Here is a 26,074-nt window from a genome sequence, read left to right as displayed (position 1 = left end):
TGCTGCGTCGGGGCCGGGGTGTTAGCTGCGGGACGAAGAGTTCGGCTGCGCTGGAGAGCTGGTTTCTGTGCAGATTGAATCTTCGTTTTCCGTCCGCTGCTTCGGGAGTTTCGGCCGTGAGCGGCCTCGGTGGCGGGCGTTCTCCTCCGTCATGAGTTCATCGACGCGGGCGCTGTGCCAGATGGTGCCTTCGTGCTTCACATATTCGGGCACCCACTCGCGGGTGAGGACGGGTTTGACGTGGTTGTGGAAGAGGAGGGTGCGGCCCTGGTTCCGTTGGATGCGGCTGAACCAGAGCACGCTACTTTCGTGTCTGCGGACGTGGCTGCCGTGCAGGGGCGAGACGGTGCCCTTGGACCGGGCTGGGCTGTAGTTCGACAGGGGCTTGGAGGGTGGGCGCCAGGAGTCGGCGTCGGCCCAGTGAGCTATGGCGTCGCCGTGCTCGCTGTATGGGTAGGTGATGCGCTTGCTGATCTCTGCGTAGAAGCGGGCGCGCTCGGGCGGACTGTCGCCGGCGAGGCGCCGCCAGTAGGGGGAGGCGATCAGGGGCGCGAGGGCAACGGCTTCTGGATAGACCGCGGCGAACAGTTTCGAGGTGCTGTACGACTTCTCGACATCGTCGTGGGGGATGAGGACGTGGGTCCGGTCGTCCCAGCGGTGCCAGGAGTGGACCGGGTCCTCGAACTGCTGGGGCCGGCTCTCGGCCCAGATGTGCCCGCAGAACATCAGACCGGTCAGCACCGCGTCGTAGGTGGCGGCCCAGCCGTAGCGGTGCAGGATGCGCAGGTGCTTGCGCTGGGCGTCGACGATCGCGGGGAGCCGGGTGAGGTCGGTGGCGGGGTGGTCGATGTCGGGCGGTCCGATCCAGGTGCGGTGCCGCAGGCAGACGTAGCGGTGGTGCGGCAGGAGCCGGGTCACCTTGCCGCCCGGGTGCTTGGTGTCGCAACGGTGGCAGCCGGCCTGGGGCTGGTGGCGGAACATCGTCCAGTCGGGCTGCGGGTCGCGGAGTTCGGGCAGGGCTCCGGCGAGGGCATGGACGCTCCGGCCGGTGAGGGCGGCGAGCCGTTCGGGGACGACGACGCGGCGCATGCCGCCGGACTTCTCGCGCTCGGTGAGCTGGAGCCAGAGGCCGCTGATATCGAGTCCGTGGAGGGTGGCCAGGCGGCTGATGTAGGAGGCGGCGATCTCGTGCCGGGCGGGCGGGACCGGGTCGGGCAGTGTGCGCACGAGCATCAGGCCGCGCGCCTGCGGCGGGCGGACGGTTTGACGGGGGCGCTGAGTTTCCCGGACTGCTCGGCGGCGTAGTCGATGGGGACGATGTCCAGCAGGTCCTCGGTGATGCGCTCGCTGCCGTCCTCGATGGCCAGCACGGCGGCGCCGCGGATGAGTTGGGAGAGACTGCCGATCATGCCGCCGGTGCGGTGGAAGAGATACTCGCTCAGCCCGGCCAGTGCGCCCGGGGTGTGCTCGTGGAGACGGAGCATGGATTCGAGGGTTCCCACCAGGGCCCGCCAGGCGTCCTGGTCCGCCTCGGTGGCGTGGGAGAACTGGGCGGCGGGGATGACGACGAAGCGTCCGGCGATCTGCCGTCCGCGGGTGCCGGCGAACACGCCCTGGGACTCGATGTCGATGCCCGCGTAGGCGAAGGTGGCGGGCAGCCGCTCCGCGAAGTACTTCAGCTGGTCTGAGGCTTCGGCTCCGGAGCGTGTCGCGAGATTCAGATTGTGAAGTTCGTCCAGGAGCACGAGGTCGACATGGACATGTGCGGCGGTCGCGCAGACCGCGTCCACGATGTCGGTGACGTTGACGCGGGTGGGGAAGGTCAGCCCGAAGAAGCGGGCGAACTCCATCGCGAGCATCTTCGGTGTGGCTGCCGGCGGAACGGTGACGTAAAGGACCGGGAGCCGGGTCACCTCGCGCGGATGCCGTTTGCGGACGGCCAGTTCATGGGCCCGGCCCAACTGGGTCAGGGCAGTGGTCTTGCCGGTGCCGGAGGCGCCGGAGAGGATCACGCCGCGGCGGGCGGAGATCTGGTTGCGGTTGAGCTGGATCAGCAGCCGGGAGGTGGCGATGACCTTGCGGATGGTCGGCGTGTTCACCATCGGCAGGTCGGCGTGATATTCCCGGCGCTGTTCCTCCTGCCGCAGCCGCTCGGTCCGGCTCATTGCCGATCGCTGGGCGGCCGTCAGCAGCGCGGGCGGGACCGGCTCGTGGCCGACGAAGTGGCGCCAGCCCTCTTTGGTGGTCAGCGGACTGTCGGGCGGTGCCTGCCCGGCCGTGTCCGGGGTGCGGGACGGGGAGGGCTTGCTCATAGCCACCTTTCAGCTTCTGCGTGGGCGTCGAAGACCCCGAAAGTGGCCACCGCCGCAGGCGGCTGGATTTCGGGTTCCGGCTCCGATTCCGTCTCGCTGTCGGCCTCGGGCGCCGGGACGGCAGCAGCGGTGCGGGTGCGGGCGGCCACCTTCGCCGATCGGAAGTCGGGACCGTGTTCGGCCCGACTCAGCAACTCGTCCAGGACACGGGCGACGCCGGCCTCGTTGGTGTCGTCCAGCCCCTTCGCGGCGGCCAGACGCCGGGCGTGGGCCCAGGTGAAGTCGGCGAACGGCGCGTTCACCAGCGGCAGGTGAATCCAGGGGACGGTGATCCAGCCCTGCTCGGTGCGTACGAATACCTGCGACAGGTCGTAGGGGTCGTAATGCACCTCCCAGAGCCCGCGCTTGGCCGCGTGTCCGGAGTGCTGTCGCCGGTGCGGCCCCAGATCGGCGCAGTCATAAGTGCGGTAGTTGATCCGGATGCCGTAGTCATTGACCGCCCGCCAGGCTGTCGGCAGCAGTTCCAGGTAGTCCTCACCGCGCAGCACCAGCGGCAGATAGCCGCAGGCCGCCACCAGCGAGGCGTACTTGTCGTTCGGCGACATCGCCTTCTTCGGGCGGAAGGGGTCGCGCAGAGCATCGTGCGGCCTGGCCTGCCACCCGGCCAGAAGCCACTCATCGAGGAGGTCCTGAAGCTCCGGGATCGTCCAGACGGCCCGGTCCTCGACGCGCTCGCCGCGACGGGAGACGTCCCGCCCGGTGTAGCCGGCCAGGTGCTGACAGAACAACGAGTTGATCGCCGAAAATGTCGCCTCCACGATGGCCTTGTCACACATCGTCGACTGCACCCGATCAGCACGATCAGCGCGGAGTTGTCCGCGTCACGCACCCCTTCCACCCGTGGTGCGGGCGGGAGTTCACCTTCATCGACCGGCATCTGGCCTGGGACGTGGACAGGGTCAGCTTCGCGGACGAGAACGGGGAGGTGGCCTCGCTGCCCGCAGCGTGGACCGACATCGACCCGGTCGATCCGTTCGTGGTGATCGCGGCGGGCCGCTGCCCGTTCCGTGTCCAGGACCTGCTGGCCGCCGCTGACCTGATCGACGCGCTGCGGTCCCCAGATGTCGGGAAGACGACGCCGTGAGCGTCGTCTGATCCACGCCTCATCCGATATCCCTGCCGCTCGACGGTGCCAGGAGGGCGCCAGCGGAGTGCGCCCCCACCTGCTGGTTCACCTCCATGCGCCGATCTTGAGGTCTTGTCTGCCGCACTGGTCGGCGCGAATCTGGTGACACCGGTTCAGATGGGGAGGTGACACGTGGCATCGACGGCGACGGACCCGAAGGTGGCTGCCCTGGCGGCGGCTCGCTCGCTCAACCCGCATCCGGAGAAGGTGGTCGACGAGGTGTTTCTTGCCTCGCCGTTCTGCGACGCGCGGGACTTGGTGCAGGTCAAGTACGAGATGGTGCGGCGGGTGCGCGTGGACAAGGTGCCCGTCGCCCGGGCCGCCCGGGCCTTCGGCTACTGCCGCCAGGCGTTCTATGAGATTGCCGCCGTGCTGGACGCCGGCGGGCCGGGCGCCCTCGTCCCGGGCAAGCCCGGCCCGAAGGGCCCGACGAAGCTGACCGCCCCCGTCATGGACCGCATCGAAGACTGGCGGGCTGCCGAACCCGGCCTTTCCGCAGGGAAGTTGGCTGCCATGGTAAGCGCCGAGTTCGGCTTCACCGTCCACCCGCGCTCCGTCGAGCGCGCGCTGGCCCGCCGCCGCGAGCCGCAGAGCGACCCCGATGAGGGGCTCATAGCCCGCACCGATCCCCGGCGGCGGTGACGCCGCGGCGGGCATCGCCGAATACGAGCGGCTGCGCGAGAGGGCAGGTCAAGGCGGGCACCGCAACGGGCTCGGTGTGCTGGTGGCCCGCGGCATGACCGCGTTCCTGCACGTCGCCGCCTCGCTGACCGCCGCCGCGGCGACCAGGGGCCCGGCCCCGGCCCGGCCAACGCCGCGCAGGGCACCCGCCGGGCTGGATCCGGAGGTCGTCCGGGTGTGGTCGCGGATGGTGCTGGCCCACGCCCACAGCCCATGACCAGCAGTGATGCGATCTCACAGGAGGAGTTGATGGAGCAGTTGTTCGGACCTGCGGCCAAGGTGACCGCCGGCCACCTCACCAGGGACGCCTACCTCTATATCCGGCAGAGCTCGCTCAAACAGGTCCTCAACAACACCGAGTCGACAGTGCGCCAGTACGGGCTCAAGGAGCGGGCGATCGCGCTGGGCTGGCCCGCCGACCGGATCACCGTCATCGACACCGACCAGGGCCGGTCCGGGGCCAGCGCGGCGGACCGGGAAGGATTCCAGCGGCTGGTCACCGAGGTCGGCATGGGACACGCCGGGATCGTCCTCGGCCTGGAGGTATCCAGGCTGGCGCGCAACAACACCGACTGGCACAGGTTGCTGGAGATCTGCGCGATGTCCGGGACCCTCATCCTGGACGAGGACGGCCTCTACGACCCCTGCGATTTCAACGACCGCTTGCTGCTGGGCCTCAAAGGAAGCCTGTCCGAGGCGGAGTTGCACCTGCTCAAGGCCCGTCTGCGGGGCGGCCAGCTGTCCAAGGCCCGGCGCGGAGAACTGGTCAGCCCGCTGCCGATCGGCCTGGTCTACGACCCAGCCGGGAAAGTGGTCCTCGACCCGGACACCACTGTCCGGCAGGCGATCGCCGCTATCTTCGAGCTGTTCGACGCGACCGGCTCGGCCACCGGTGTGGTCAAGGCACTCAACGCCGAGGGTCTGCGGCTGCCCCGCCGCATGCGCCACGGCCCGGACAAGGGCAAGGTGATGTGGGCGCCGGCCGCGCACTCCAGGATCCTGCAGATCCTGCACAACCCGCGCTATGCCGGAGCCTTCTTCTACGGCCGCTACCAGCACAAAACCACCCCCGGCACCGGCAAGAGCGGGCCGCGGCTCCAGCCCCGCGAGCAGTGGGTCGCCTTCTTCCCCGACCACCACCCCGGATACATCACGCTGGCCGAGTACGACGCCAACCAGGACAAACTCGCCGCCAATGCAGCCGCTCACGGCAAAGAGCGCCGCCACGGCCCGCCGCGCGAAGGCCCGGCCCTGCTGCAGGGCATCGTCGTGTGCGGGATCTGCGGCAGGCGCATGACGGTCCGCTACCACCAGCGCAAACACGGCCTGGAGCCGGAGTACGTCTGCCAGGCCAAGGGCATCGAGTACGGCAACCCGGTCTGCCAGCGCGTCCACGGAGCTGTCGTCGATGCCGCCGTCGGCGAACTGCTGGTGACCGCTCTGACCCCGCACGCGGTGCAAGCCGCGCTCGCGGTCGCCGACGAGTTGGCCGCCCGCGTGGACGAGGCCGACACACTCCGGGCCGCCGCAGTCCAACGCGCCCAGTACCAGGCCGATTTGGCCCGCCGCCGCTACCTCGCCGTCGACCCCGACAACCGCCTGGTCGCCACCAGCCTGGAGGCCGACTGGAACGCGGCCCTGCGCGAGCTGGCTGAGGCTACCGAGACCTACCAGAAGAACACGGCCGCCAGCACCGGAGTCCTAGACGACGCCCAGCGGACCCGGATCTCCGCCCTGGCCGGCGACTTCCCGCGCCTGTGGTCCGATCCGGACACCCCGGACCGCGAGCGCAAGCGCCTGGTACGGCTGCTGGTCGCCGACGTCACCCTGGTCCGCGCCGACCAGATCACTATCCACGTCCGGCTGCCAGGCGGCCAGGAACACACCCTGGTCCGGCCCCTCCCGCTGGCCTCCTGGCAGATCCGGCAGACCCCGCCCGAGATCGTTGCCACCATCGACGCACTCCTCAACGACCACACCGACGGTCAGATCGCCGCCATCCTCACCGAGCGCGGACACCTCAGCGGCACCGGACAACCCCTCACCGCCGGGATCGTGAAACACATCCGTAAGGCATACGACTTGCGCAGCCACCCCCAACGGCTCGCCGACCTCGGCCTCGTCAGCTTGCGCGAGATGGCCCGCGGCCTGAACCTGCACACCAACACCGTCAAGAAATGGCGCGACGCTGGACTCCTGACAGGCCGCATCGCCAACGACAAGGGCGAGTTCTTTTACTATCCACCCGGCCCCGACCTCGCCCGACCCAGAATCGGACGGCCGCCCCGCCAACGACCCGCACCCGAGGAAACACCAATCGAATCAGCCCAAGGAGGCGCAGTATGAAGCACGAGGTTTGTCCGTAGGCGTGCGTGGTCTTGATCTTTGGACGGAGATGCCGAGACGGTCGCAGGCCCGGATGAACGTGTCGGAGACGAACACCTTCCCGCCGTCGATGACCACGGTGTCCGGCACGATCACCGGCTTTGCCGCGGCCTGTTCCATCCGCGCGTCCACGTCCAGCAGCCGCAGGTGCGGCAGCCGCGACGCCGCCATCCGCAGCGACTGGGACCAGCCCGGACGCATCGGCTCGGGCACCAGCATCCGCGCCAGCAACAGCGAGGCGTCCACCGCCTTGGTGCCCACCGGCCGCAGTACCGCCGCGCAGATCGTGCGAGAAGCGACATCGACCGCGATCGTCAGGTCCGCTCGGGCGGTGAGGCCGGAGTCCAGCACCACCATCACATCCAGCGGGGTGGAGTCGATCTGGACCTGTTCCCCGGGCCGGTCCGCGAACGTCGGCGTGAACGGCCCCTGCGGCCGGTTCGCCGTCTGCCGCCTGGTGACCGCCGAGCCGAAGGTGTGCCGACCGGTGGAGAGCGCGTCGATCAGCTTGTAGAAGGTCCGCTGGCTCGGCAGCGGAACCACCCTCTCACCATGGGTGGCCTCCACCAGCTTGACCACCCGCCGGATCAGCCGCGAACGCGTCCCCGTCGAGACATCCGTCTCCGCCTCCAGGACCTCCTGAACAGCCGCGACCAATCGGGCATCCGCCCGGCCCGTCGCCTCCCAAGTCCGGACCGCCCGCTGGTCCACCAGCCCCCAGACCCCCTGCTGGACGTAGCGGGACCTGCGGCTTTGAACCGTCCGGACGGTCACTTTCAGCTCACTCGCTTTCGCTGCCATCCGGTCCATCAGCGAGGAGGCGGCCGGGTCGTATCCGTCGCGGGGCTTGGTGCCCGGCGGCGTGCCGGGCGGCAGCCCGGTCTCGACCTCCACCAGGTGCCGTTCCCACTCGCGTGCCGCCTCGCACACCGGCTCCGGCAACGTCGCCAGCAGCCCGGACGGCTCCAACGCCGGCAGCGGCTCGGTGCCGGTGACGACGAAGTCCGGCGCCGCCATCAGATGCGAGGCCAGCACCACCGAATCCACCCCGGCCGTCGACCGCAGCCGCACCGACGTGCCGACGAGCGCCACCACCTGGTGATCCCCGTTGTCGAAGGTGATCCAGTCGCCGGGCCGCAGCACCGCCGCGTGTTCAGCGACCACGGCCCACCCCCGCGGACACCAGCGCCGTCGCGTGCAGCGGAACCGACACGTCCACGGCCAGCTCGTGCGTCCACAACAGATGGAACAGCACCGGCAGCACCGCGACCGCGTCCCCGACCGAAACCGCCCCGTCCATCAGCGGCCGCGGCTCGGCGAATGCCGCCAGCAGCTCGGACACCGCCGGCGCCAGCCGGTGCCGTGGGTGCCGGTAGCCCGCCAGCCAGCGGACATTACGCACCACGATCTCGTCCGGCGCCCCCACCAGCCGGAACTGCCAACCCACCTGATCGCAGGCGACCTGCGTCGCCTCGAATTTCGCCACATCCCGCGGCCCCCGGCGGTCCGTGGGCCGGCAGTCGATCACGACCGCCGTGCCGTTGTCCCGGCGGGCGAAATAATCCGGCGCGTGCGAGACGCCCTTGCCCGCCTCCAAGGCCCAGAACAGCCAGAACGGCTGCGAGGAGATACCCACTACCGACGGGTCGAAGTCCAGCAGCATCACATGATCGCGCTCCAGCCACGACTCGAACCCGATGTGCCCGCCGACCGTCGAAGACCACCACAGGCCCGGCAGATGCCGCTGCCCCTTGTACGACTTGAACACGCGTACCGGCGCGGCGTCTTCGAACCGCACCGACCACACATCCGCCAGCGGACGCCGGAACTCCGACCCGCCCTGGTCGATGTACCCGACCTCGAACCCCTCCGGCGGTGTCCCGGCGACACCGCCCGGAAGCACCCCCAACGCGCGTGCCACGACTCGCTAACCCCACCCAGCAACGAAAGGCCACTCTGCAAAACGAATGATCACACGAAGACTAAGGTTGCAAAGCGAAGAGATCGCCATCGAAGGACACGAGTGCCCGAGGTTCGCCCTCGTTGATCATGATCTTGAAGTCAAAGGACCAAGGTATCGTCACTTCGTGACGATACAATCAGCCAAGATGACCGAATCTGGCTGAGTGGAAGCGGGGGGTGAGCGGGCCGGTGGGGTGGACGACCATGATCGGCCCGTCCGACGAGCAGGTTGAGTACCGCCTTACCGGCGGTCACGGCTGCGGGAAGTCCACCACGGTCGACGCGGCCCCACTCGTCGCCGCCATTGAGGCCAAGGCCGCAGCAGCGGGCGCTCCCGTCGCGTCCCTGCTCGGCTCCCGCGAGGCCAAGCGTGCCTTTTTCCGCGCCCGCGGACTGATCCGCAGCAAGGGCACTGCGCGGCTCAGCGGGTTCGACGCCGTCGAAGTCGCTGCCGCAGCCGGGCTCGAAGCCCGCGACCTCTACGGCGAACAGGCCCTTCCCCCACGGGCCGCCGACGGACAGGTGGATTACCGCCTGGACGCCAGTGAACGCCCCCTGGTGTGGGTCGGTAACGGCCTCACTGAGTTCGACATCACCCCCGGAAGCATCCTCGCCCCCGAGCACTTCCAGGATGCCCGACGCCTCATGCACGGTGAGGACCCCCGTACCGGGCAGACCCTCGTAGAACCCAAGCTCGCCATCGCGCCGGCCGCGAAGCTCCCCGCCGCCCCGCTAGCCCGCGCCATCCGCCGCGCCGCCGCCGAACGCAGCGTGAACCCCGTGTCCCTGCTGGACTCCAAGCGCAAGCAGGACGCCTTCCGCAGGATGGAAAGCCAGCTCAAGCGGTTCGGTGAATCGCATCGCATCCCCGCCTCCACTTTGCTGAAGCTCGCCGACGCCGTCGGCATCGACGCCGTCGACCTGTACGGCGAAGACACATTGGAGAAGGCCGTGGCCGCCGAGGCGGGCGGCCAACTCGACGCCCGCGCACTCCTGCGCGCCGTCGAAGCCCGCGCCACCGAGACCGGGCAGCAGCCCGCCGACCTGTTCACCGCAGCGTCCCTGAAACGCCGGTACGCCCAGACCGTGGGCGAGGGCGAACGACGGCTTCGAGACCTGCCCATGGACGTGCGTGAAGCGGTGGCCATGGCCAAGGCGGCAGGGCTCGCGCCCGAGGACGTATGGGACGCCGAGGAGATCAAGGCCGCCCTCCTTGAAGGACGGGTACAGGTAGGCAACTTCGGCGCCGACGTCACCTTGGACCTGGCGAAGTCGAAGAGCACGTTCCTCGCGTACGCCCCGAAGGAGATCGCCGCCAAGGTCGAGGGCATCTACACCTCCGCCGGCCGAGAGTCCATCGGTGCCCTGGAGCGCTGGACCGCCTACGCCATGCGAGGCCACCACGGCGACGGCGATGAGGCGGAGACCGTAAAGACGAGCGGGTTCTCCGGCTGGATGATGGTGCACCGCGCCGCCCGGCCCGTGGACGGCGCCGTGTTCGGCGACCCTCACTTCCACCTGCACTTCACCCTGGCCAACATGGTCAAGGGAACCGATGGCAAGTGGTCCACCATGGCCAGCGGGGGCCGCGACCTGCACCGGCACACCCGTGCGACCCAGTCCCTCATGAACGCCCGCATCCGCAGGCAGTTGACCAATGAGTTCGGCATCAGCTTTCGCCGCGAGGAGCGGACCGGCGCGTGGGAGATCGCGGCGATTCCCGAAGCCACGATTCGCCTGTTCAGCAAGCGCGACAGCCAGGTGCGGGATCTGCTGACGAAGCTGGGCATCGACTATGACAGCGCCACGACCCGCGAGCGCACTGCCGCGTCCACCGCGTCCAAGGCCGCGAAGAATGGAGAAGCCGCAGGAGTCGCGGACGACGTCCTGCGCGACTACTGGCAGGCCGAAGGCCGCGCCGCCGGTGACAACCCCGATGCCATCGCCGCCAGCGCCATGGGGCAGGACAGTCCGAGGCAGAACCCCGGCCTGGACGAGCTGTGCGCCACTATCTTCGACCCGAAAACCGGCCTGACCAGCCACTCCAAGGATTTCACCCACGCCGCCGCCATCTCCGCCGTCCTGGACGCCCTCCCGTACGGAGTCGCAGACGCCGAGGAAGCCGAACATCTCACCAACTCGGTCCTCCGGCACGCGGGGTACGCGGTCAAGCTGAACCCGAAGGGCGCCCAGCACTTCACGCACGCCGACCGATACACGACGGCGGACGTCGTCGCTGCGGAAACGCTCATCGTTTCCGAGACAACGAGCCGTCTCGATACGCAGACCGCCGTGGTCAGCCGGGACACGGTCGACATGACCTTGTCCACCGTCGAAGCCCAGCACGGCGGCAGCTTCCAGTTCTCCGACGAACAGCGCGCGGTCCTCGAACGGTTGCTGACCGGCGGACACGGGATCGACGCCGTGGTGGGCATCGCCGGGTCGGGCAAGACCACCATCATGGACACCGCGAGGCAGGCATGGGAGGCCCACGGACTCGTCATCGCCGGAGCCAGTACGGCCGCCGTCGCCGCCGCGAACCTCAAGGCCGAAGCAGGGATCACCTCACGCACCCTCGCGTCCTGGCTCACCGGCATCCGTACCGGCGGCGCCGGCCTCAACGGAGTTGACGTGCTGGTCGTGGACGAGGCCGCGATGTGCGATGACCGCGACATCGCTGAACTCCTCGCCCACGCGGCGGAGACGGGCACGAAGGTCGTCGGCATCGGGGACCCGAAGCAGCTGCACTCGCCCGGCATCGGCGGCAGCTTCGCCGCCGTGCACCACCTCGTTGGCGGGCTCACCCTTAACCAGAACTTCCGGCAGAAGGACGCGATCGAGCGCCGGGCACTGGAGCTGTGGCGCGACGACAACCGTGTGGAAGCGCTCCGTGCCTTCGCTGGAACCGGCCGCGTTCACGCCCTCGCGGACAAGGACGCCACCGTCGCGGCGATGCTCACCGTCTGGGCCGACAAGCGCGCCGTGCACAACGATGACCACACCGCCGTGCAGCAGCTCCTCATGATGGCCGCCACCAACGAGATCGTGGAGGAACTGAACGTCGGGGCCCGCGCCCTGCGTAAGGCGAGCGGCGACCTCACCGGGCAGGAACACGTCTACGCCCTCCCCGGTGGGGGCGAACTGACGCTGTCCGTCGGGGACCAGGTCCTCCTTCGGGCCAACGACTACCGGGCTAAGCGAAGCCGTGGTGAGCACGAAGACGTACTGAACGGGTACAGGGGAATCGTTCGCGCCGTCGATGAGGAACGCCGGGTCCTGGTCGAGTGGCGTGAGAAGGCCGCCGACGGCCACCGAGACGTAGCCGAATGGGTCGACGCCGACTACATCGCGCAAGGAGGACTCAGCCTCGGGTACGCGATCACCGGCCACAAGTCCCAGGGGCTGAGCGTCCAAGAGGCCCTGGTCTATGGGCCCGGTGCGCAGGCGAATGCGCTCTACACGATGATGAGCCGCGACAAGAAGGAGTCCCACCTCTTCCTGCCGCTGTCCGTCTACGAAACCGACGCCGACCGTGCCCGCGGAGGCGACGCGCTCACCGAGCAGGAACAGCTTGACCGCGCTGTCGCGGGCCTCATCCGCGAGATCGAGAGCGGCACCGAGGAGCGCATGATCCTCACCGAACTCCCGAAGAACGCGGTCCCCGCCCACGTTCGGCAGGCGGTAGCCGATCTGCCGACCCTGCGCGCTCCCGGCGCCGACGAGCCCTACGACGCGGACACCCCTGAAGAGGCTCCAGAGCACGAGGACCGGCCCACCCCGGTAAACACCGAGCGGCCCATGGAGCCGCCGACGCCTTCGGAACCCGCGCCGACGGTCGACCGTCCCTACGCGCACCTCAGCAACTCGGCTCTGCGTGACGCCGCGCGCAAGGCTGCCGCGGCTGCGCGGGCTACCAGGACGGCGGCGGAGAAGGCTGAGGCCGCTGCCGACCGTGCCGAACAGCAAGCCGCCGCCGGAACCGGCCCGAACGCGCTCGCGCTCCACCGCCGGCACCAGGCCGTGGCCGACCGCGCCGAGGCAATCCGCGAAGTTCGAGCACTGGACAGCACGATCACCGAACGCACTGCCCGGCTGCACAGCACACAGGCCCGTGTCGAAGGACTCGAACAGCAGCTGGCCGCGACCGGCCGTTTCGGGCGTCCAGTGCTCCGCGCTGACCAGCGGACTGCGGTCGAGGCAGAGCGTGAGGAACTGCTTCGTATGTGCGAGGAGACGGGGCAGGAACTAGAGCAGATGACCACGCGGTTCCACGAGGTTGCCCAGCAGGCTGGACCGGTCGGTGAGCACGAAGCCGTGCTCACCGAAGCGGACATGCCGCAGCACGAGAAGGCCGCGCTCCTGCGGCGTGCCAAGGAGAAGGACAACCAGACGGCCAAGCAACTCCGGGCCGAGGCAGCTAAGGCACGCAGCACTGCTCGCGGCGCCGACCACCGAGTGTCCGGCCTCCAGAAGGAGATGACACTGCGAACTCACCATGGGCGCCAGCACGCTGACGCAGAAGAGGCAGCGACGCCGTCGTCCCCGCTGCCCGACCATTCGTACGCCTACCGCACGACGGATTACACACAGCCCAGTCCGCCGCCGGACGCCGCGCAGGACGCACCACCCGTATAGCCACAGCCCACAGCCGATCTATGTCCCGCTCTCCTTGTGCAGGATCGCCGCCCTGGCTGCCCAAGCCAAGACGCTCTGTCCTCGCATCGACAGTCCGAGCCGGTTCCAGTGGAAGATCACGTGGTAGCTGAGCACCTGCCGCAGCCCGCGGTCGAGTGTTCCATCCTTGACCGCGCGGGCAAGTGCCTGGCCCGTGCTGTCGAAAGCAGCGGCCCACTCTGCGACGGGCTCCAGCGGGCCGCCGGGGCGCAGCAGGGCGTCGCTGTCGGCGAAGAGTAGGGGGCGGATCTCCTGGGCTCGGGCGTTGAGCCGTTCCACCGGGACGTCGCTGACGGCCGAGCGGTGTTCCTCCGTGATAACGCGGTCCCAGACATCCCCCTGCTCGTACCACTCCAGTCCGGCGGCGCGCATCATGATCGTGCACAGGAGGACTGACAGCTCCCTGGGCCCCACGGCAAGGTCGCCGCGCAGGCGCAACTGCTGGGCCTCCCGGCTGTCGATGACGAACAGGGCGTGCGCGGCCGTCATGCTGGCCTTCCCGCCGAACGCCGGGGTTTCCGGTTCGTAGATGCCGGGCCACCAGCGCTGGAGGTGGCCTTCGGAGACGAGGCCGTCGAAGCCGTCGCCGACGGTCAGCTTGGCGCCGGTGACGGGCTGGACGCCGAGGCGCAGGCGCCAGCAGGGATGCTTTCTGGTGTACCACCATCCGTCGATAGCTCCGGTGGCCTCCGCCTCGCGCAGCACGGGAAGGACGTGCGTGGTGAAGGTGGTGTCGGCCTTCGCCCAGTCAGTGAAGTGAAGGTATGTCTGCCACCAGTCGGTGGTGGCCGCGTGGCGGGCCAGCGCTTCCCGGCCAGCCTGGTCGTAGACCGCGACAGCGTCGGAGAGGACCACGGGGTCCATCCGGTACTGGTGGGCTGCGTCGGCGATCGGCAGGCCGGTGAGGACTGCGAGGACGGCGCGCTGGGTCGGGCCGTACTCGGTTGCCTGAGTCAGTTGATCAAGAGACATGCGTCCCATCCGGTGATTGGCGCCTGCTTCGAGGCGAAGGTGGTGAGGGCGAGCGCGGTGCCGGCGGCGCCGTTGATCAGACCGGGGGTCGGCAGGTTGCCGGGCTTGGCGTGCGTGGTGAGGGCGTGACCAAGACGTTCCGGGAGGGCGGGCAGTCGCGGGTCGAGCGCGTCTGCGGCGGCGCGGTGAGCGGTCTGGTAGATGCCTGCCCAGCCGTGGCAGAGGCCGGTGTCCGTGACCTGGGCGAGCTGCGCGGGGTCGGTCAAGGCTCGGTACAAGGCGTCTTCGTAGAACTTCTGAAGTGTGGGCGAGCGCAGGGCGAGCCCGGCGAGTTGGCCGGCCCGTGCGATGCCCGTCGTGCCGTAGCACCAGCTCGGCCGTGTTGGTGCGTCGTGGTGGGGGCGTCCGTGGTCGAGGTCACGCCGCGAGATGTGCTCGGGCCACCACGGGCCGGAATCACTGTGCTGGCACCAGAGGTCGAGGTGGGCGCAGATGGTGAACATGGCGTCCTGGTGACCGTTGACGGTGATGCCGTGGCGCAGGGCCTGTGCAAGGAGGAGGAGCGGGCCGGTGATGCCGTGTGCGGCGCCGAAGTTGCCGTGTCCGCCGGGGAAGAAAGAAGATTCGCCGCGGGCGGGGTCATGGCGGACCCACCAGCCGGGAAGGCCGCGGCCGGCGGGGGCAAGCGGCCGGGTCAGCGCGACGAGGTAGTGCAGGACCCGTTCCAGGGCGGGGCATTCGGGGTCGGTGCGTAGGAGGTAGGCGCCGATCCCGGTGAGGCCGTAGAAGAGGTCGTATTCCGCGAAGGTGGGCAGATCGCGCCTGTCGATGCGGGCGAGTGCAGCGTCCACGCGGCGGTTCGCGAGGTCGATGATGTGCTGGTGCAGCTTCTCGCGTCCCGAGGAGTACAGATGCTGGTAGGCCGGGGGGACGGTGGTGAGGAGGAAGCCGACGGCCGGGGCCCCGAGGAACAGGCCCGTCTGGTCGGCCGCGCTGATGGGCCCGGAGGCCGCGGCCGTGATCCATCGGTGGGCGGGGCGCCAGGAGCCGCCGTACCGACTGACGGTCTCTGTGTGCAGCAGAGCGATCCCGGCGGCACCCTCGGCGAGGGACTGCACCGCCCAAGGCTCGTTCTCCGGCGGTGGGGTGGGCTCTGCCAGGCCGGCGGTGTACTGGTCGAGGATGGCCGGGGCTGTGGCGACCGGGGCGCTCATCGGTTCGCCTCCCGGTGCTGGAGGGCCGCGGTACGGACGAGCCGCAGCGTGGTGGACTCGGCGGTCGGGCTGACGCCCAGGGCCCGGACGTGGTGCTGGTGGAGCAGGGATCGGGCGACGGTGAGCGGGTCACGCTCCCCAGCGAGGATGTTGCGGTAGGCGGCCACGGCGGCAGAGCGGGCCCGCCAAGCTTCGGTGACCTGGGGGCCGCCGGGGAGATGCGCGAGAACCGAGGCGGCGTCAGGCCCGGCGAGTTCGAGCGCCTGGTTGCGCAGGGTCCGGTCCAGGTGTCCTGTGCCCTGGGGGAGGTTGTGGACCAGCCACTGTTCGGCCTCGGCGATGTTCGGGGCGAGCTGGGTGACGAGGTTCAGGGCGCTGGCTGCGGCGAGGGCCTGCGGGGCTAAGGCGTCGGTGCGCTCAGTGAGTTGGATCTGCGCGAGGGCTGTGGCGGAGTCGGCGGCGAACACCTGGTGCGCGGTGTCCATGGCCGCCGCGCCGCCGAACCGCCCGGTCTGCGGCTGGTAGGGAGCCAGAACGAGACCGGACGCCAGGCCGAGCGAGTGCAGGCCGTCCGCCCAGGCGTGGGCGTGCGCGGCTGCGGTGCCGTACGCGCCGTGTGGCAGGTGCAGCGTGAAGTCGAGGTGCTGGTCGGCGTCCGGGCGGGCCATCTCCCGGTGCCGGGTGAACCACCACACCGGCGGGGTGTCACCGAACATCGCGAGCAGCCGGAGCAGATACCGGCTCAGGATCTCGTCGTAGCGGCGCGGATGCGCGTAGAGCTGTGCGTGGAGGACATCGCCACCGCCGGGCAGGTTCCGCGTGGGGATGGCGACGGCGGCCGGACGCGGTAGGGGAGCGGCAGCGGCCTTGGGCTGAGTGAGCCCGAGGGAGATCCACACCTCGTGCGCTCGTCCGATCCACCCGTGCACGTCGCCGTCGGGGACGTCGCGCAGGTCCAGGCGCCTGGTGTTGTCGAGGGCGGCACGCAGCACCCGCCGGTGGACCGGGTGGGTCAGGTCCAGCGGGAGGCGCTGGTCGTACTCGATCATGGCGACGCGGTCCGGGACGCGGAGACGGCCACGCCAGGCGTCGAAGGCGTCGTCCCACTCCTTTGTCGAGGCGGCCCGGCCGGGCAGGTCTTCGGCGGCAAGCAGCCATCGGGCCTGCGTGAGGACGGTACGGCGGTAGCGGACCCGGGGCAGGAACGGCAGCCGGGCGGCGGCGCCGAAGTCGAACGGTTTGTACGCGGCGTACCGCGCGTGCGCGACCTCGGCGAGGAAGCGGGCGAGCGGCGGGGTCTGGGTGCCGCCTTCGAGGGCGTGCAGGACGCGCACGTCGATGGGGCGTCCGGTGGAGACCTGCACGAGGTGGAAGGTCCGGGCGCCGGCGGTGACGGCGATGTCCGTGAGCGGGATCGTCCTGGCGTCGGCTTCCTGATGGCCGGACAGTTCGATGACGTGGGGCAGCAGCCGGGGGGTGCGGGTGACGTTCTCGTTGCGACGCCGACGCGGGGGGAAGGCGAGCTGGGCGGGGAGCGTGTCTGGGGCGCCGTGATAGGTGGCGGCGAGAGCATCCTGGTGCGCCGGCGGAAGCATGTGGGCGAAGCGGCCGGCCATGCTGCTGCCGGGACGCGGCACTGAGGTGAGCAGTACGTCGAACGCGCCGCGAGCGAGCGCCTTGGTGCTGGGTGCGTGGACCTCGAAGGCGACTTCCACGCGGGGCGCGAACAACCGCTCGTCACCTCCGGCGGCCTTCTCCAGGGCCTCGATCATCGCGTCGGTGAGCCGGAGTTCGTCGCGGCCGTTCATGAGGACTTGCTGCACCATGGCGAGCAGCACATCGTCGCGGTCGGTGAGGAGCTTCGGAGCCGTGCCGCGCTCGGAGCCGACGTACCCGGCCGGTAGCCCGAGGCCGCTGTCGGCCACCAGGTCCATTACCGGCACGATGGCGCCGACGCCGTACCGGGCTCGGAAGCGCCGGTGGTAGTCGCGCCAGTGCTGGTATCCGTAGGGCTGCGGCGTGGTCCGGTACAGGCCGGCGATAGCCGCTTCGACCTCGGCGATCACGCCCTGTGGGACTTGCACCTCGGCATCGAGGGCGGTGTCGAGAAGCAGCGGCGTCGGCGTGACAGGCGAGAGGCCCCGCATTCGTTCGGCGACGGCGCTCATGCCGGAGCGGGAGTGAACGGGCTGGTGGGCGGCAACGTCCTCGCGCACCTGGTTCAGCGCCGTCACGAGGCCGCGGACTTCCGGCACGTCCTGTGCCTGGTGCTTCTCCAACTCCCGGCACAGGTGCGGCAGGGCGTCCACCGTGGTCATGGGCGCCCACAGGCTGGTGACGAGGAGCTGTTGCTCGATCAGCCCGGCGAGAAGGGCGTCGATCTTCTCCGTGGTGGCCTGCGGGAAGCTCTCGCGCAGGTGGGTGTGCAGGTCGCGGTAGAGGATGGCGGTGCGGGCCGCCTCCAAGGCGGCGGACACCGGGCGGGCGTGACGGACGGATACCTCGACGGGGCCCAGGAGCCGGGCGTAGCCGTCCGAGGGTGGGCCCGGCGCCACCACTCGGTCACCGCGGACGCGAGCGGCGTTGTTGGTGATCAGCGGTATTCGCTTCAGCAGCTCGGGGCTGCGCTGGAGGCGCTGGATGATGTCGGTGATCCACTCGGCGTCGGTCCGGATCGACACGCGGTGCTTGTCTCGCCATCGGACACTCACCCGGGGGCCGACCGATACGGGGGCGGTGCCGGCGAACAAGCCGAGGGGCGTCGGGCGGTGCTGCCAGCGCAGGAGGTAGGAGGCGGCGGACAGCGCGGTACGGCGGACGTGACGGGGGTCGCCCTGTTTGCCCTGGCCTACGGCCTCGATGGCGGAGGACAGGACGGGGGTGGCCAACTCCAGCGCACCGCGGACCTCTTCACGCTGCCAGACGCGATTCAGCCACCCCCGAGTGACTGCCACGTCGTCCAGGTTGAGGGTGCGGGGGATGTCTGCCGGTTGAGGGCTGGTGGTAGCGCGCAGCAGCGCGGAGCCCTGCCACTCGTACTTGGCGACTGTTCGGGGAGCCATGGGCCCTTCCTTCAGGCGACGCGCGGGCGGGGGAGGGCCGTGGGCCGGGCGTAGTGAGGCGCCCGGCCCACAGCGAAGGGTGGCCTGGATCAGGCCGGGTCCTCCACGAAGGAGTTGCAGGCAGAGGAGTTGGTCGCGCAGGTGGTGCCGCAGCCGTCGCCGGTGGAGCACATGAGCTTGCCGTACGCGTGGTCGGCGATGACGACCTTCACGTCCAGGGGCGCGAAGTCGTCGTCCTCCAGGTCCGCCAGCGGGGCCGGCGGAGCTAGCAGGGTGGCGTTCGTCATGTTGGTGCCCTTCCTTCCATTCGGGTGGTGCGGGACGGCCTGACCCTCGGCGCTACGCCGGGGGCCAGGAGAGCGAGATCCGGCTGTGCACCTTGTCGATGACCCGGTCCGCCCGGATCTGGTCGTCAGGGGTGCTGGCCGGATAGACCCGGATGACCGGGCTGGGGCCGCCGCGCCGGGTGGATTCCCAGCCGCGCAGCACGTCGGCGACCTTGTCGGCGAGCTGCTTCGCGTTCGGACCGAGGGCGTGCACGCCGTACTCGACGTGCTTGTTGTCCTCGGTGCGGCGGGTGACGAGGTAGGCGAAGCTGTCGTCCTCGACGGCGGCGAGCGCGAACCGCTTGTTCGTCGGTGCGACCAGGCCCGTGTCTAGGTCCGGGTCCACGGCCATGGTGCAGAAGCCCGGAAGGTCGATCGCCATCGTCATCTGGAGGGTGTCGAGGAGTTCCTGAAGGCCGACAGTGACACCGGTCCACATTTCGTGGCGCGGGGTGGTGACGGCGTTATCGAGCCGGTGCGGGTCGGCCGGTAGACCGTCATCGAACTTCAGCCCGACCTCCGGCGTGCCGTTGACCAGGAGGAGTTCTTCCCGGTGGGCGGCCGCGCCCTGCATCGGGACGAAGCCGCAGATCAGCGCCGACTCGCTCTCCAAGTAGGCGCCATGCTCGCCCGTGACCTGGGTGAATGCGATCGAGCGGGTCAAGCCGCGCATCCGCAGCGGGACTACGAGCCGGCCCCCCGGCTTGAGCTGCGAGATCCAGGCCGGGGGGATGTCCCAGGCCCCGACGGTCACTAGGACGACATCGACCTCACCAAGGTCCGGGATCGGCTCGGCCGCATCCGCGGTGACGACCCGCACCTTGTCGTATCCGTGCTCGCTCAGAAGCTGCTGAGCGCGCTCGGTCACGGTGGGGTCGATGTCCACGGTGACGACTTCACCGTCCTCGCCGACGAGTTCGGAGAGGTAGGCCGCGTTCAGCCCTCCCGACCCGATCTCCAGCACGCGCATCCCGGGCCGCACCTTGGACTGCTCCAGCATCATGGCCTGGATCTGCGGGGCGGAGACGGAGCTGAGCTGCACGCCGTGCTCGTCCGTCTTGGTGATCACCGCGGCGTACGTCTCGTACGCCTTGTCCAGCGGGGTGCCGGGGGTGAACTCGTGGCGGGGCACCTTGCGCATCACGGCTTCGACCTCCGGGGAGGAGATGTTGCCGTCCGCGCGCAGTTCGTCCACCACCTTGTTCCGCAGGCGGGTCGCCTCGTCGGGCTCGACGGTCGTGTTCGTCATGAAGTTCCTTCAGTCGTACGTGTTCGAGGGGCGGTATGCCGGCAACAGCGTGCCGGTGGGCCGGGAGGCTATCGGCGGACGTACTCCGTTCTCGTCAGCTCACGTAGGCCGACGGTGTAGTGGTAGACGGTGCGAGAAAGTACTTGCACCGGTGGAGAGCCGCCCGGCGGTCCGGTCCTTGGCCCAGGACCGCCGGGCGGCCGTCTAGGCGGCGGACACAAGATCGTCCAAATTGACGACCTCGTAGTCTCGCAGTTCACGTACGAGCTGGGAGGCGAGGAACCAGCCGATCTGGGGGTGGCTGTAGGGAGAGGGGAACGTCGGTGCCAGCGAGGGCTTGGATGCCGTCAGAGTTGTACTGGTACGCGGTACCGATGACGCCGTAGAGCGGGAACCGCGTGGCCAGCAGCGCGACGTGCCCCTTGCTCCTGAGCCGGGGGCACCGTTGGGCCGCGATCCGGGCGTGCGCCAGGCAGACCGGGGGCTGCGCGGTCCTTATGGGGCCGGCGTAGTCGAGGTCGTCGGCTGTCTCCACAAAGAGGATGCCCTCGCTGCGCTTCAACTGGACCGTGCACACCTGGCAACGGAGGAGCGCCATCGTGGTGCGCTGCCGGAGCGGGTGCACCAGCCGCCACCTCGGGGTTCCGGTGGGCATTCCGTTGACGCCGAGCGACATGGAGTACCGGGCCCACAGGACGCCGCGCAGGTCCCGGTCGGGCGGCGCCTCGTCCACGTATCCGAGTTGCGGGCGCCGGTCCGGACCGATGCGCATGCGCAGGTTGAGGAGGGAGTCCGCCTCCTCGCCCTCGCGGGCGGTGATGTACGGAACGATCAGGTCGGCCGCGATGGTCGTCATGCTGCGCCTCCCACCGGGATCGCAAGGGGTCGGCGGGGTGCAACGATCGTGCCGTTGGGCAGTAGCTCGCCGGTGTCCTCGACTATGTCCATCAGCCTTGCGGGTGTCTTTGATGTCCAACTCGCTGCCATGAAGGGGCCTTTCGGTGCTACATGGACGGGTTCTGTTCGCCTGTCCATGTCGTTCTGGGGTGTGGTGTGTCGTTCGCAGTGCAGAGGCTGCGGTTGTCCGATGACGGTCCGGTCTCGTACACCGTGGTGGGGGACGACGGCTTGCCCGTCGATGACGTGGAGGACTTCCTCGCGTACCTGACGGCGAGGGGTGCATCGCCGAACACGGTGCAGGGCTACGCCTACGACCTGCGCGATTTCTTCGTCTGGCTGGGGCAGATGGCCTTGGACTTCCGGCGCGTGCGGCTGGAGATTGTCGCCCAGTTCTTCGACTGGCTGCGCCGTCCCAAGCCGGCCCGCGCGCCGGAGGTGTTCGTGCTGCCGGGTGTTGGCCAGGCGCTGGAGAACACCACGCTGCAGCGGAAGCGGGCCGCGCTCGCGTCCTTCTACCGGTTCCACGCTCGGCGAGATGAGAGCGTGCCCGCGCTTCTGGGAAACCTGCTGGCCAGGCAGCCGACAGGCTCCTACACCCCGATGCTGGCGCACACCCAGCGAGGGGGCGTGATCGAGTACAGCCCGATCCGCATCCACACCCACCGCAAGCCGCCCCGGACGCTGACTGATGACGAGGTCCAGCGGCTGATGAGCGCCTGCAACAGGCGCCGGGACCGGTTCCTGATCGCCCTCCTGGACGAGGCGGGGCTGCGGGTCAGCGAGGCCCTGGGCCTGCGGCACGCTGACTTGAACCTCCGCAAGGGCGAGGCGCACGTCGTTCCGCGCGAGAACAACGCGAACCAGGCCCGGGTCAAGGGAATGAAGGGCCGGATCATTCCGGTGCGTCCGGAGCTGTTCGACCGCTACGCCGCCTATATGGAGAGCGAGTACGGGACGCTGGACTGCGACTTCGTGTTCGCTAACCTCTTCCGCGCGCCGATCGGCTCCCCGATGACTCGGGCGAACGTCAACGAGCTGGTCGAGCGCCTGCAGAAGCGGACCGGCATCACGCACTTCTCGCCGCATGCCTGCCGGCACACCTACGCCACACGACTGCTGCGGGCCGAGGTTCCGATCGAGGTCGTGGCCGAGCTCCTCGGTCACGCCAGCCCTCAGACCACCGCCGAGATCTACAGCCACCTCGATGTCGAGGATCATCGCCGGGCACTCCTCTCGGCCGGGATCATCAAGGACAGGGCACCAGCACGGTGAACACGCCCCGCACGCGTGCAGGCTCTGCCGGCCTGCTGGCCAAGCTGATGGAGACGGTGCGGCCGGAGTTCCGGACCGAGGTGTTCTGTCCTCCGCGGGACAGCCCGGTGTTCTTCCCTGGTGAGTGCCGCATTCCGGCCTGCCCGACGACGCTGACCATGGGCCGGCTGAAGCTGTGCCGCACGCACCACCACCGATGGGCGGCGGCAGGACGACCGGTCGACCTGGACGGCTGGTCCGCGCAGGAGGATGCGCGACTGCGCGAGCGACGCCAGGTCTCGGCCTGCCTGGTCTCCGGGTGCAATCGAGCCCGAGCCGCCCACGGTCTGTGTCACCGCCACGCCTCGCGGTGGAACCACGCCGGACGCCCACCCCTCGAATCCTGGCTGGGACGGACCCTCTATCAACCGCCGCGTAAGCCCTGGTCCGCCGAGCGGACCTGCGAGTTCCCCGGCTGCCCGCGCTGGACCGACAGCGCCGACGCTCCGCTTTGTCACACCCATCACAACCGATGGCGCAAACACGGCCGACCGACTCTCGACACCTGGTACGGCGATCTGGCTCACCGCGGAGACCCGAAGATCCGCCTGGACCAGCTGGCCCCCGCCCTGCGCCTGGAGTTCCAGTTCGGTCTGCAACACCGGCTCGACGAGGGGCTGCGCTTCACCCCCGCCCGCGATGTCCGCCGCGCGGTCACCTGGGCCTGCGAGGCGCCCATCGCCAGCCTCCTCGACTGGGATGAGAGCACCTGGCGCGACCGCGTCGCCCCGCTCGGACCCGGCGGGAAACGCCGCGGCCACAACGTGGTGGCCTTCCGCTTCATCGCGGACACCCGCTTCGCCCTGGAGCACCTGCTCATCGCCGATGATCCGTGGGGGCCGACCAGTACCCGCGCGACGTCTGGGACCTGCGGCACTTCGCCCTGGCCGAAGGAGAGACGCCCTACCTGCGCTTCGGCGGCATAGCCCAGCCCTGGCTGCGCAAGCTGGTCAAACGATGGTGCCGTTGGCGCATCAGCACGAACATCAGCGTCAACACCGTCGCGCAGAACCTGCGCTCCCTGACCCATCTCTCCGGGCATCTGCCGCCGCACGCTGCGCCGGCCGACCTGACGCGCGCCAGGATCGAGACGTGGCTCGCCGCCCTGGCCGTCGACTACCCGGACGTGTTCACCCGCCGGGCCACCGTCAACTCGCTGGGCCGTTTCCTCGGCGACGCCCGCGCCCACGACTGGCAGCCGGTCCTGCCGCGCGACGCCATCATCTACAACGACGCTCCGCCTCCGCCGCCGGCCAAGCCCCGGTGGATCTCCGAACACCTGATGCGGCAGATGGAGAACCCCGAGAATCTGGCGTTGATCTCCACCGACGATCTCCGCCTCATGGTCCCCTTGCTGATCTCCTGCGGCCTGCGGATGAAGGACGTCCGGCGCCTGCGGTTCGACTGCGTCACCCACGACGACACCGGCGCCCCCTACCTGACCTGGGTCAACCACAAGATTCACGGACGCATCGCGTTCTTCCCGATCAGCCAGGCCCTCGCCGACGAGATCGCCACACAGCAAAAGCGCGTCCAGGCCCGCTTCCCCTCCGGCAGCCGCTTCCTGTTCCCCGGCTGGATGGCCAACCTCAACGGCACAAGGCCGTCTCGGACACCTGGTGCCGTGAGCAGATGGAGACCTGGCTGGAGCGCATCCGCCTCATCGACGAGCACGGCCGCCCCGCCCGGGTGACCTTCCACCAGTTCCGCCACACTCTGGGCACCCGGCTGATCAACGCCAACGTCCCGCAGCACATCGTCCAGCAACTGCTCGATCACATGTCGCCGCAGATGACGGCCATCTACGCCCGGCTGCACCAAAAGACCCTGCGCGAGCACTGGGAGAAGTCCCTCAAAGTCAACGCCGAAGGCGAACCCATCGCGCTGCCCGCCGACCATCCGCTCGCCGACGCCACCTGGATGCGGCTGTCCCTGGTCCGGGCCAAGGTCAGCCTCCCCAACGGCTACTGCGGAGCTCCCATCCAGACCGACTGCGAGTACGCCAACCCGTGTCTGGACTGCCGCTTCTTCATCACCACCGGCGACTTCCTCGACCAGCACCGACGCCAGCGGGACGAGACTCGCAAGCTCATCGGCGACGCCGAGAAGGCCGGGCTGTCGCGCATCGTCGAGAAGAACACCCGCACACTCGGCAAGCTCGACACCATCATCGACGCCCTGGAACAGGCCGGCCCGCAGCAGATCGTGGCCGGTGGGAAGGTGACCGATCTCGATGCCACCGGCTGACAACGCCCGCTTCCTCGTCGAAGCGTCGAAGATGCGCAGCAGACAGGCACGCGAGCGCGCCGAAGAAGCCGTCAAGGCTGCGGCCCGCCGCGGCGAACGGCCTACCGTAGTCGGCACCGCAAACGCCGCCGGCGTCTCCCGGTCCTGGCTATACACGCAGACCGACCTCATCACCGCGATCAACCAGCTCCAGCCGAGCCCCGGCTCCCCGCCGCAGCCCCCGGCACGCGGCCAGCGACGCCTCCCTGCAACGCAGGCTGGAGACCGCGCTCGAACGCAATCGGCAGCTTCGTGACCAAGTCGCCGACCTCACCCAGAAGTTGCAGATCGCCCACGGCGAGATCCGTCGCCTCCGCGCGCTGTCGGACACCTCGGCGGGTGGTGCGAGCAGCTCGGGGTGAAACCCCGGCAAATCCGACGACAGCCCTACGCGGCGTGGGGCCTGCACCGGCGCCCCTCTACGCTGCTGATCATGGCGCAGAGCCCTGTTGAACTGGTGATCTTCGGCTGTGACGGCGTGCTGGTGGACAGCGAGAAGATATGCGTCAAAGTAGACGCGATGATCATGGCTGACCTGGGGTGTGCGTTCACCGAAGCTGAGATCATCGAACGGTTCGTGGGCTCGTCCACCGAGGTCTACACCGCAGCTGTTGAGGAACGACTCGGACGGCGCCTGGAAAAGGGCTGGCAGCGGCAATACGAGCATCTGTATGAGGCGGCCTTCGAGGCCGAGCTGACCGCTGTCGACGGCGTCGCAGAGGTCCTGGACCGCCTCACCACAGGCGTCTGCGTCGCATCGAACGGTGATCACGCCGGTATCCGACGAAGCCTGGAACTCGCCGGTCTGACGGACCACTTCGAGAACCGCATCTTCAGTGCGGCCGACGTCCGCAGAGGAAAGCCCGCACCCGACCTCTTCCAGCACGCCGCACGTTCCATGGGGGTACAGCCCGAGCGGTGCGCGGTGATCGAGGACAGCGCATACGGGGTGCAGGCAGCCCGGACCGCCGGCATGAGCGCCTTCGGATACTGCGGCGGCCTCACCCCAGCCTCGCGGCTGGAGGGACCAGGCACCGTCGTGTTCGACGACATGCGCAACCTGCCCGAACTGCTGGCGACCGTCAGCGCCTACTGACTTCGGCTCGTCAGGGTGGCGTTGGGCTGTCGAGGGCGAGGCCGGTGCCGGCTATGAAGCCGTCGAGGATGTGAGGGCGGTACTGGAGGCGTTTGAGTCGGTTGCGGACGAGGGTTTCGAGCCGGTCGAGGGCCATGACGGCGAGGTTGGCGAGGCTGCGTTTGACGTGTGCCCACACCCATTCGACGGGGTTGAGGTCCGGCGAGTAGGCGGGGAGCAGGAACACCGTCAGCCATGCTCGTTGGGCGACGAGGTCGCGCATCCTGTGGGAGACATGGGTGTTCAACCGGTCCCACACCAGCACGATCGGCGCTCTGACCAGCTGATGAACTCCGTCGACGAGCGCGATGAAGTCCCGCTCGCTCATGCTGCGGCGCGTGCCCCCGCCGGCGGGGTGGGTCCGCAGGCGGTGGCACAGTCGGGTCCGGGAGCCGGGCCGCATCGCGATCAGCCCGGCC

General features: G+C 69.3%; 22 protein-coding genes. 10 read left to right on the top strand and 12 right to left on the bottom strand.

Annotated elements, in window-relative coordinates:
- Positions 1 to 21: 21 nt before the first annotated feature.
- The 3 genes from EST92_RS16075 to EST92_RS16065 are packed head-to-tail and all read right to left on the bottom strand — an operon-like array spanning position 22 to position 3,148.
- Positions 22 to 1,233 carry a TniQ family protein gene (locus EST92_RS16075; RefSeq protein WP_129281612.1) on the bottom strand — a complete coding sequence of 404 codons (1,212 nt, stop codon included), beginning with the start codon at positions 1,231 to 1,233 and terminating at the stop codon, positions 22 to 24.
- Positions 1,233 to 2,312, bottom strand: a complete 1,080-nt coding sequence (locus EST92_RS16070; protein WP_129281611.1) for an ATP-binding protein — start codon at positions 2,310 to 2,312, stop codon at positions 1,233 to 1,235. The genes EST92_RS16075 and EST92_RS16070 overlap by 1 nt, the downstream gene beginning before the upstream one ends.
- Positions 2,309 to 3,148, bottom strand: a complete 840-nt coding sequence (locus tag EST92_RS16065) for a Mu transposase C-terminal domain-containing protein (protein ID WP_254068846.1) — start codon at positions 3,146 to 3,148, stop codon at positions 2,309 to 2,311. The genes EST92_RS16070 and EST92_RS16065 overlap by 4 nt, the downstream gene beginning before the upstream one ends.
- On the opposite strand from EST92_RS16065, the gene EST92_RS31345 reads away from it, so the two are divergent.
- The 4 genes from EST92_RS31345 (at position 3,118) to EST92_RS16050 (ending at position 6,525) form a co-directional block, all read left to right on the top strand.
- Complete coding sequence (locus tag EST92_RS31345; protein WP_161981743.1) at positions 3,118 to 3,456, top strand: DUF5372 family protein; 339 nt, start codon at positions 3,118 to 3,120, stop codon at positions 3,454 to 3,456. The two genes, EST92_RS16065 and EST92_RS31345, sit on opposite strands and share 31 nt — an antisense overlap.
- A 174-nt stretch (positions 3,457 to 3,630) precedes the next feature.
- Positions 3,631 to 4,140 carry a helix-turn-helix domain-containing protein gene (locus EST92_RS16055; RefSeq protein WP_129281609.1) on the top strand — a complete coding sequence of 170 codons (510 nt, stop codon included), beginning with the start codon at positions 3,631 to 3,633 and terminating at the stop codon, positions 4,138 to 4,140.
- Between the two features lie 94 nt (positions 4,141 to 4,234).
- Positions 4,235 to 4,396, top strand: coding sequence for a hypothetical protein (locus EST92_RS31155; RefSeq protein WP_154073976.1), 162 nt, complete (start codon positions 4,235 to 4,237; stop codon positions 4,394 to 4,396).
- Positions 4,393 to 6,525, top strand: coding sequence for a recombinase family protein (locus EST92_RS16050; RefSeq protein ID WP_254068845.1), 2,133 nt, complete (start codon positions 4,393 to 4,395; stop codon positions 6,523 to 6,525). The genes EST92_RS31155 and EST92_RS16050 overlap by 4 nt, the downstream gene beginning before the upstream one ends.
- Here the strand turns inward: EST92_RS16050 and EST92_RS16045 are convergent.
- Together EST92_RS16045 and EST92_RS16040 are read right to left on the bottom strand one after the other, a co-directional pair.
- The gene (locus tag EST92_RS16045) at positions 6,502 to 7,728 is read right to left on the bottom strand and encodes a transposase family protein (RefSeq protein ID WP_254068844.1); all 1,227 of its coding nucleotides are present in this window, start codon (positions 7,726 to 7,728) and stop codon (positions 6,502 to 6,504) included. The genes EST92_RS16050 and EST92_RS16045 overlap by 24 nt on opposite strands.
- On the bottom strand, positions 7,718 to 8,485 hold the full coding sequence (locus EST92_RS16040) for a TnsA-like heteromeric transposase endonuclease subunit (protein WP_129281608.1): 768 nt from the start codon (positions 8,483 to 8,485) through the stop codon (positions 7,718 to 7,720). Before EST92_RS16040 ends, EST92_RS16045 begins: the two co-directional genes overlap by 11 nt.
- A gap of 245 nt (positions 8,486 to 8,730) precedes the next feature.
- Here EST92_RS16040 and mobF point away from each other — a divergent pair, with 245 nt between their 5' ends.
- Positions 8,731 to 13,161, top strand: a complete 4,431-nt coding sequence (mobF, locus tag EST92_RS16035; protein WP_129281607.1) for a MobF family relaxase — start codon at positions 8,731 to 8,733, stop codon at positions 13,159 to 13,161.
- An 18-nt stretch (positions 13,162 to 13,179) separates the two neighbouring features.
- On the opposite strand, the gene EST92_RS16030 is transcribed toward mobF, so the two are convergent.
- From EST92_RS16030 to EST92_RS16005, 6 genes are all read right to left on the bottom strand, one after another.
- Positions 13,180 to 14,172, bottom strand: a complete 993-nt coding sequence (locus tag EST92_RS16030; protein ID WP_129281606.1) for a thiopeptide-type bacteriocin biosynthesis protein — start codon at positions 14,170 to 14,172, stop codon at positions 13,180 to 13,182.
- Positions 14,154 to 15,386, bottom strand: a complete 1,233-nt coding sequence (locus tag EST92_RS16025) for a lanthionine synthetase C family protein (protein WP_129281605.1) — start codon at positions 15,384 to 15,386, stop codon at positions 14,154 to 14,156. Before EST92_RS16025 ends, EST92_RS16030 begins: the two co-directional genes overlap by 19 nt.
- Positions 15,383 to 18,448 carry a lantibiotic dehydratase gene (locus EST92_RS16020; protein ID WP_129281604.1) on the bottom strand — a complete coding sequence of 1,022 codons (3,066 nt, stop codon included), beginning with the start codon at positions 18,446 to 18,448 and terminating at the stop codon, positions 15,383 to 15,385. Before EST92_RS16020 ends, EST92_RS16025 begins: the two co-directional genes overlap by 4 nt.
- Before the next feature lie 89 nt (positions 18,449 to 18,537).
- Complete coding sequence (locus EST92_RS16015) at positions 18,538 to 18,735, bottom strand: FxLD family lanthipeptide (protein WP_129281603.1); 198 nt, start codon at positions 18,733 to 18,735, stop codon at positions 18,538 to 18,540.
- 52 nt (positions 18,736 to 18,787) lie between these two features.
- Positions 18,788 to 20,023 carry a methyltransferase, FxLD system gene (gene fxlM, locus EST92_RS16010; RefSeq protein ID WP_129281602.1) on the bottom strand — a complete coding sequence of 412 codons (1,236 nt, stop codon included), beginning with the start codon at positions 20,021 to 20,023 and terminating at the stop codon, positions 18,788 to 18,790.
- Positions 20,024 to 20,279: 256 nt separating this feature from the next.
- Positions 20,280 to 20,879 (bottom strand): hypothetical protein, encoded by a 600-nt coding sequence (locus tag EST92_RS16005; protein ID WP_254068843.1) that lies wholly within the window; start codon positions 20,877 to 20,879, stop codon positions 20,280 to 20,282.
- A gap of 197 nt (positions 20,880 to 21,076) precedes the next feature.
- Between EST92_RS16005 and EST92_RS16000 the strand changes: the two genes are divergently transcribed.
- The 5 genes from EST92_RS16000 to EST92_RS15985 all read left to right on the top strand — a co-directional run bounded on the left by EST92_RS16000 (position 21,077) and on the right by EST92_RS15985 (position 25,616).
- Positions 21,077 to 22,195, top strand: a complete 1,119-nt coding sequence (locus EST92_RS16000) for a tyrosine-type recombinase/integrase (protein ID WP_254068842.1) — start codon at positions 21,077 to 21,079, stop codon at positions 22,193 to 22,195.
- 107 nt (positions 22,196 to 22,302) lie between these two features.
- The gene (locus EST92_RS32215; protein WP_254068841.1) at positions 22,303 to 23,160 is read left to right on the top strand and encodes a hypothetical protein; all 858 of its coding nucleotides are present in this window, start codon (positions 22,303 to 22,305) and stop codon (positions 23,158 to 23,160) included.
- Positions 23,067 to 23,927, top strand: a complete 861-nt coding sequence (locus EST92_RS32210; RefSeq protein WP_254068840.1) for a hypothetical protein — start codon at positions 23,067 to 23,069, stop codon at positions 23,925 to 23,927. The genes EST92_RS32215 and EST92_RS32210 overlap by 94 nt, the downstream gene beginning before the upstream one ends.
- Entirely contained in the window at positions 23,867 to 24,481 is a 615-nt protein-coding gene (locus EST92_RS32205; protein WP_254068839.1) for a tyrosine-type recombinase/integrase, read from the top strand. The genes EST92_RS32210 and EST92_RS32205 overlap by 61 nt, the downstream gene beginning before the upstream one ends.
- Positions 24,482 to 24,953: 472 nt before the next feature.
- Entirely contained in the window at positions 24,954 to 25,616 is a 663-nt protein-coding gene (locus EST92_RS15985) for an HAD family hydrolase (protein WP_174244028.1), read from the top strand.
- A gap of 10 nt (positions 25,617 to 25,626) precedes the next feature.
- On the opposite strand, the gene EST92_RS15980 is transcribed toward EST92_RS15985, so the two are convergent.
- On the bottom strand, positions 25,627 to 26,074 hold a 448-nt coding region (locus EST92_RS15980; protein WP_254068838.1), incomplete at its 5' end, for a transposase.

Source organism: Streptomyces sp. TM32 (assembly GCF_004122755.1).
In the GTDB taxonomy this organism is placed as follows: Bacteria; Actinomycetota; Actinomycetes; order Streptomycetales; family Streptomycetaceae; genus Streptomyces; species Streptomyces sioyaensis.
Note: the sequence above shows the minus strand (reverse complement) of the source record. Positions and strands in the feature narration are given on the sequence as shown.

Coding starts and splice junctions, on each gene's coding strand:
- EST92_RS16005 (WP_254068843.1), bottom strand. CDS start 20,879: ATGACGACCATCGCGGCCGACCTGATCGTTCCGTACATCACCGCCCGC.
- EST92_RS16050 (WP_254068845.1), top strand. CDS start 4,393: ATGACCAGCAGTGATGCGATCTCACAGGAGGAGTTGATGGAGCAGTTG.
- EST92_RS16075 (WP_129281612.1), bottom strand. CDS start 1,233: ATGCTCGTGCGCACACTGCCCGACCCGGTCCCGCCCGCCCGGCACGAG.
- EST92_RS16070 (WP_129281611.1), bottom strand. CDS start 2,312: ATGAGCAAGCCCTCCCCGTCCCGCACCCCGGACACGGCCGGGCAGGCA.
- EST92_RS31345 (WP_161981743.1), top strand. CDS start 3,118: ATGTCGCCTCCACGATGGCCTTGTCACACATCGTCGACTGCACCCGAT.
- EST92_RS31155 (WP_154073976.1), top strand. CDS start 4,235: ATGACCGCGTTCCTGCACGTCGCCGCCTCGCTGACCGCCGCCGCGGCG.
- EST92_RS16015 (WP_129281603.1), bottom strand. CDS start 18,735: ATGACGAACGCCACCCTGCTAGCTCCGCCGGCCCCGCTGGCGGACCTG.
- mobF (WP_129281607.1), top strand. CDS start 8,731: ATGATCGGCCCGTCCGACGAGCAGGTTGAGTACCGCCTTACCGGCGGT.
- EST92_RS15985 (WP_174244028.1), top strand. CDS start 24,954: ATGGCGCAGAGCCCTGTTGAACTGGTGATCTTCGGCTGTGACGGCGTG.
- EST92_RS16020 (WP_129281604.1), bottom strand. CDS start 18,448: ATGGCTCCCCGAACAGTCGCCAAGTACGAGTGGCAGGGCTCCGCGCTG.
- EST92_RS32205 (WP_254068839.1), top strand. CDS start 23,867: ATGGAGACCTGGCTGGAGCGCATCCGCCTCATCGACGAGCACGGCCGC.
- fxlM (WP_129281602.1), bottom strand. CDS start 20,023: ATGACGAACACGACCGTCGAGCCCGACGAGGCGACCCGCCTGCGGAAC.
- EST92_RS16065 (WP_254068846.1), bottom strand. CDS start 3,148: ATGTGTGACAAGGCCATCGTGGAGGCGACATTTTCGGCGATCAACTCG.
- EST92_RS16025 (WP_129281605.1), bottom strand. CDS start 15,386: ATGAGCGCCCCGGTCGCCACAGCCCCGGCCATCCTCGACCAGTACACC.
- EST92_RS16030 (WP_129281606.1), bottom strand. CDS start 14,172: ATGTCTCTTGATCAACTGACTCAGGCAACCGAGTACGGCCCGACCCAG.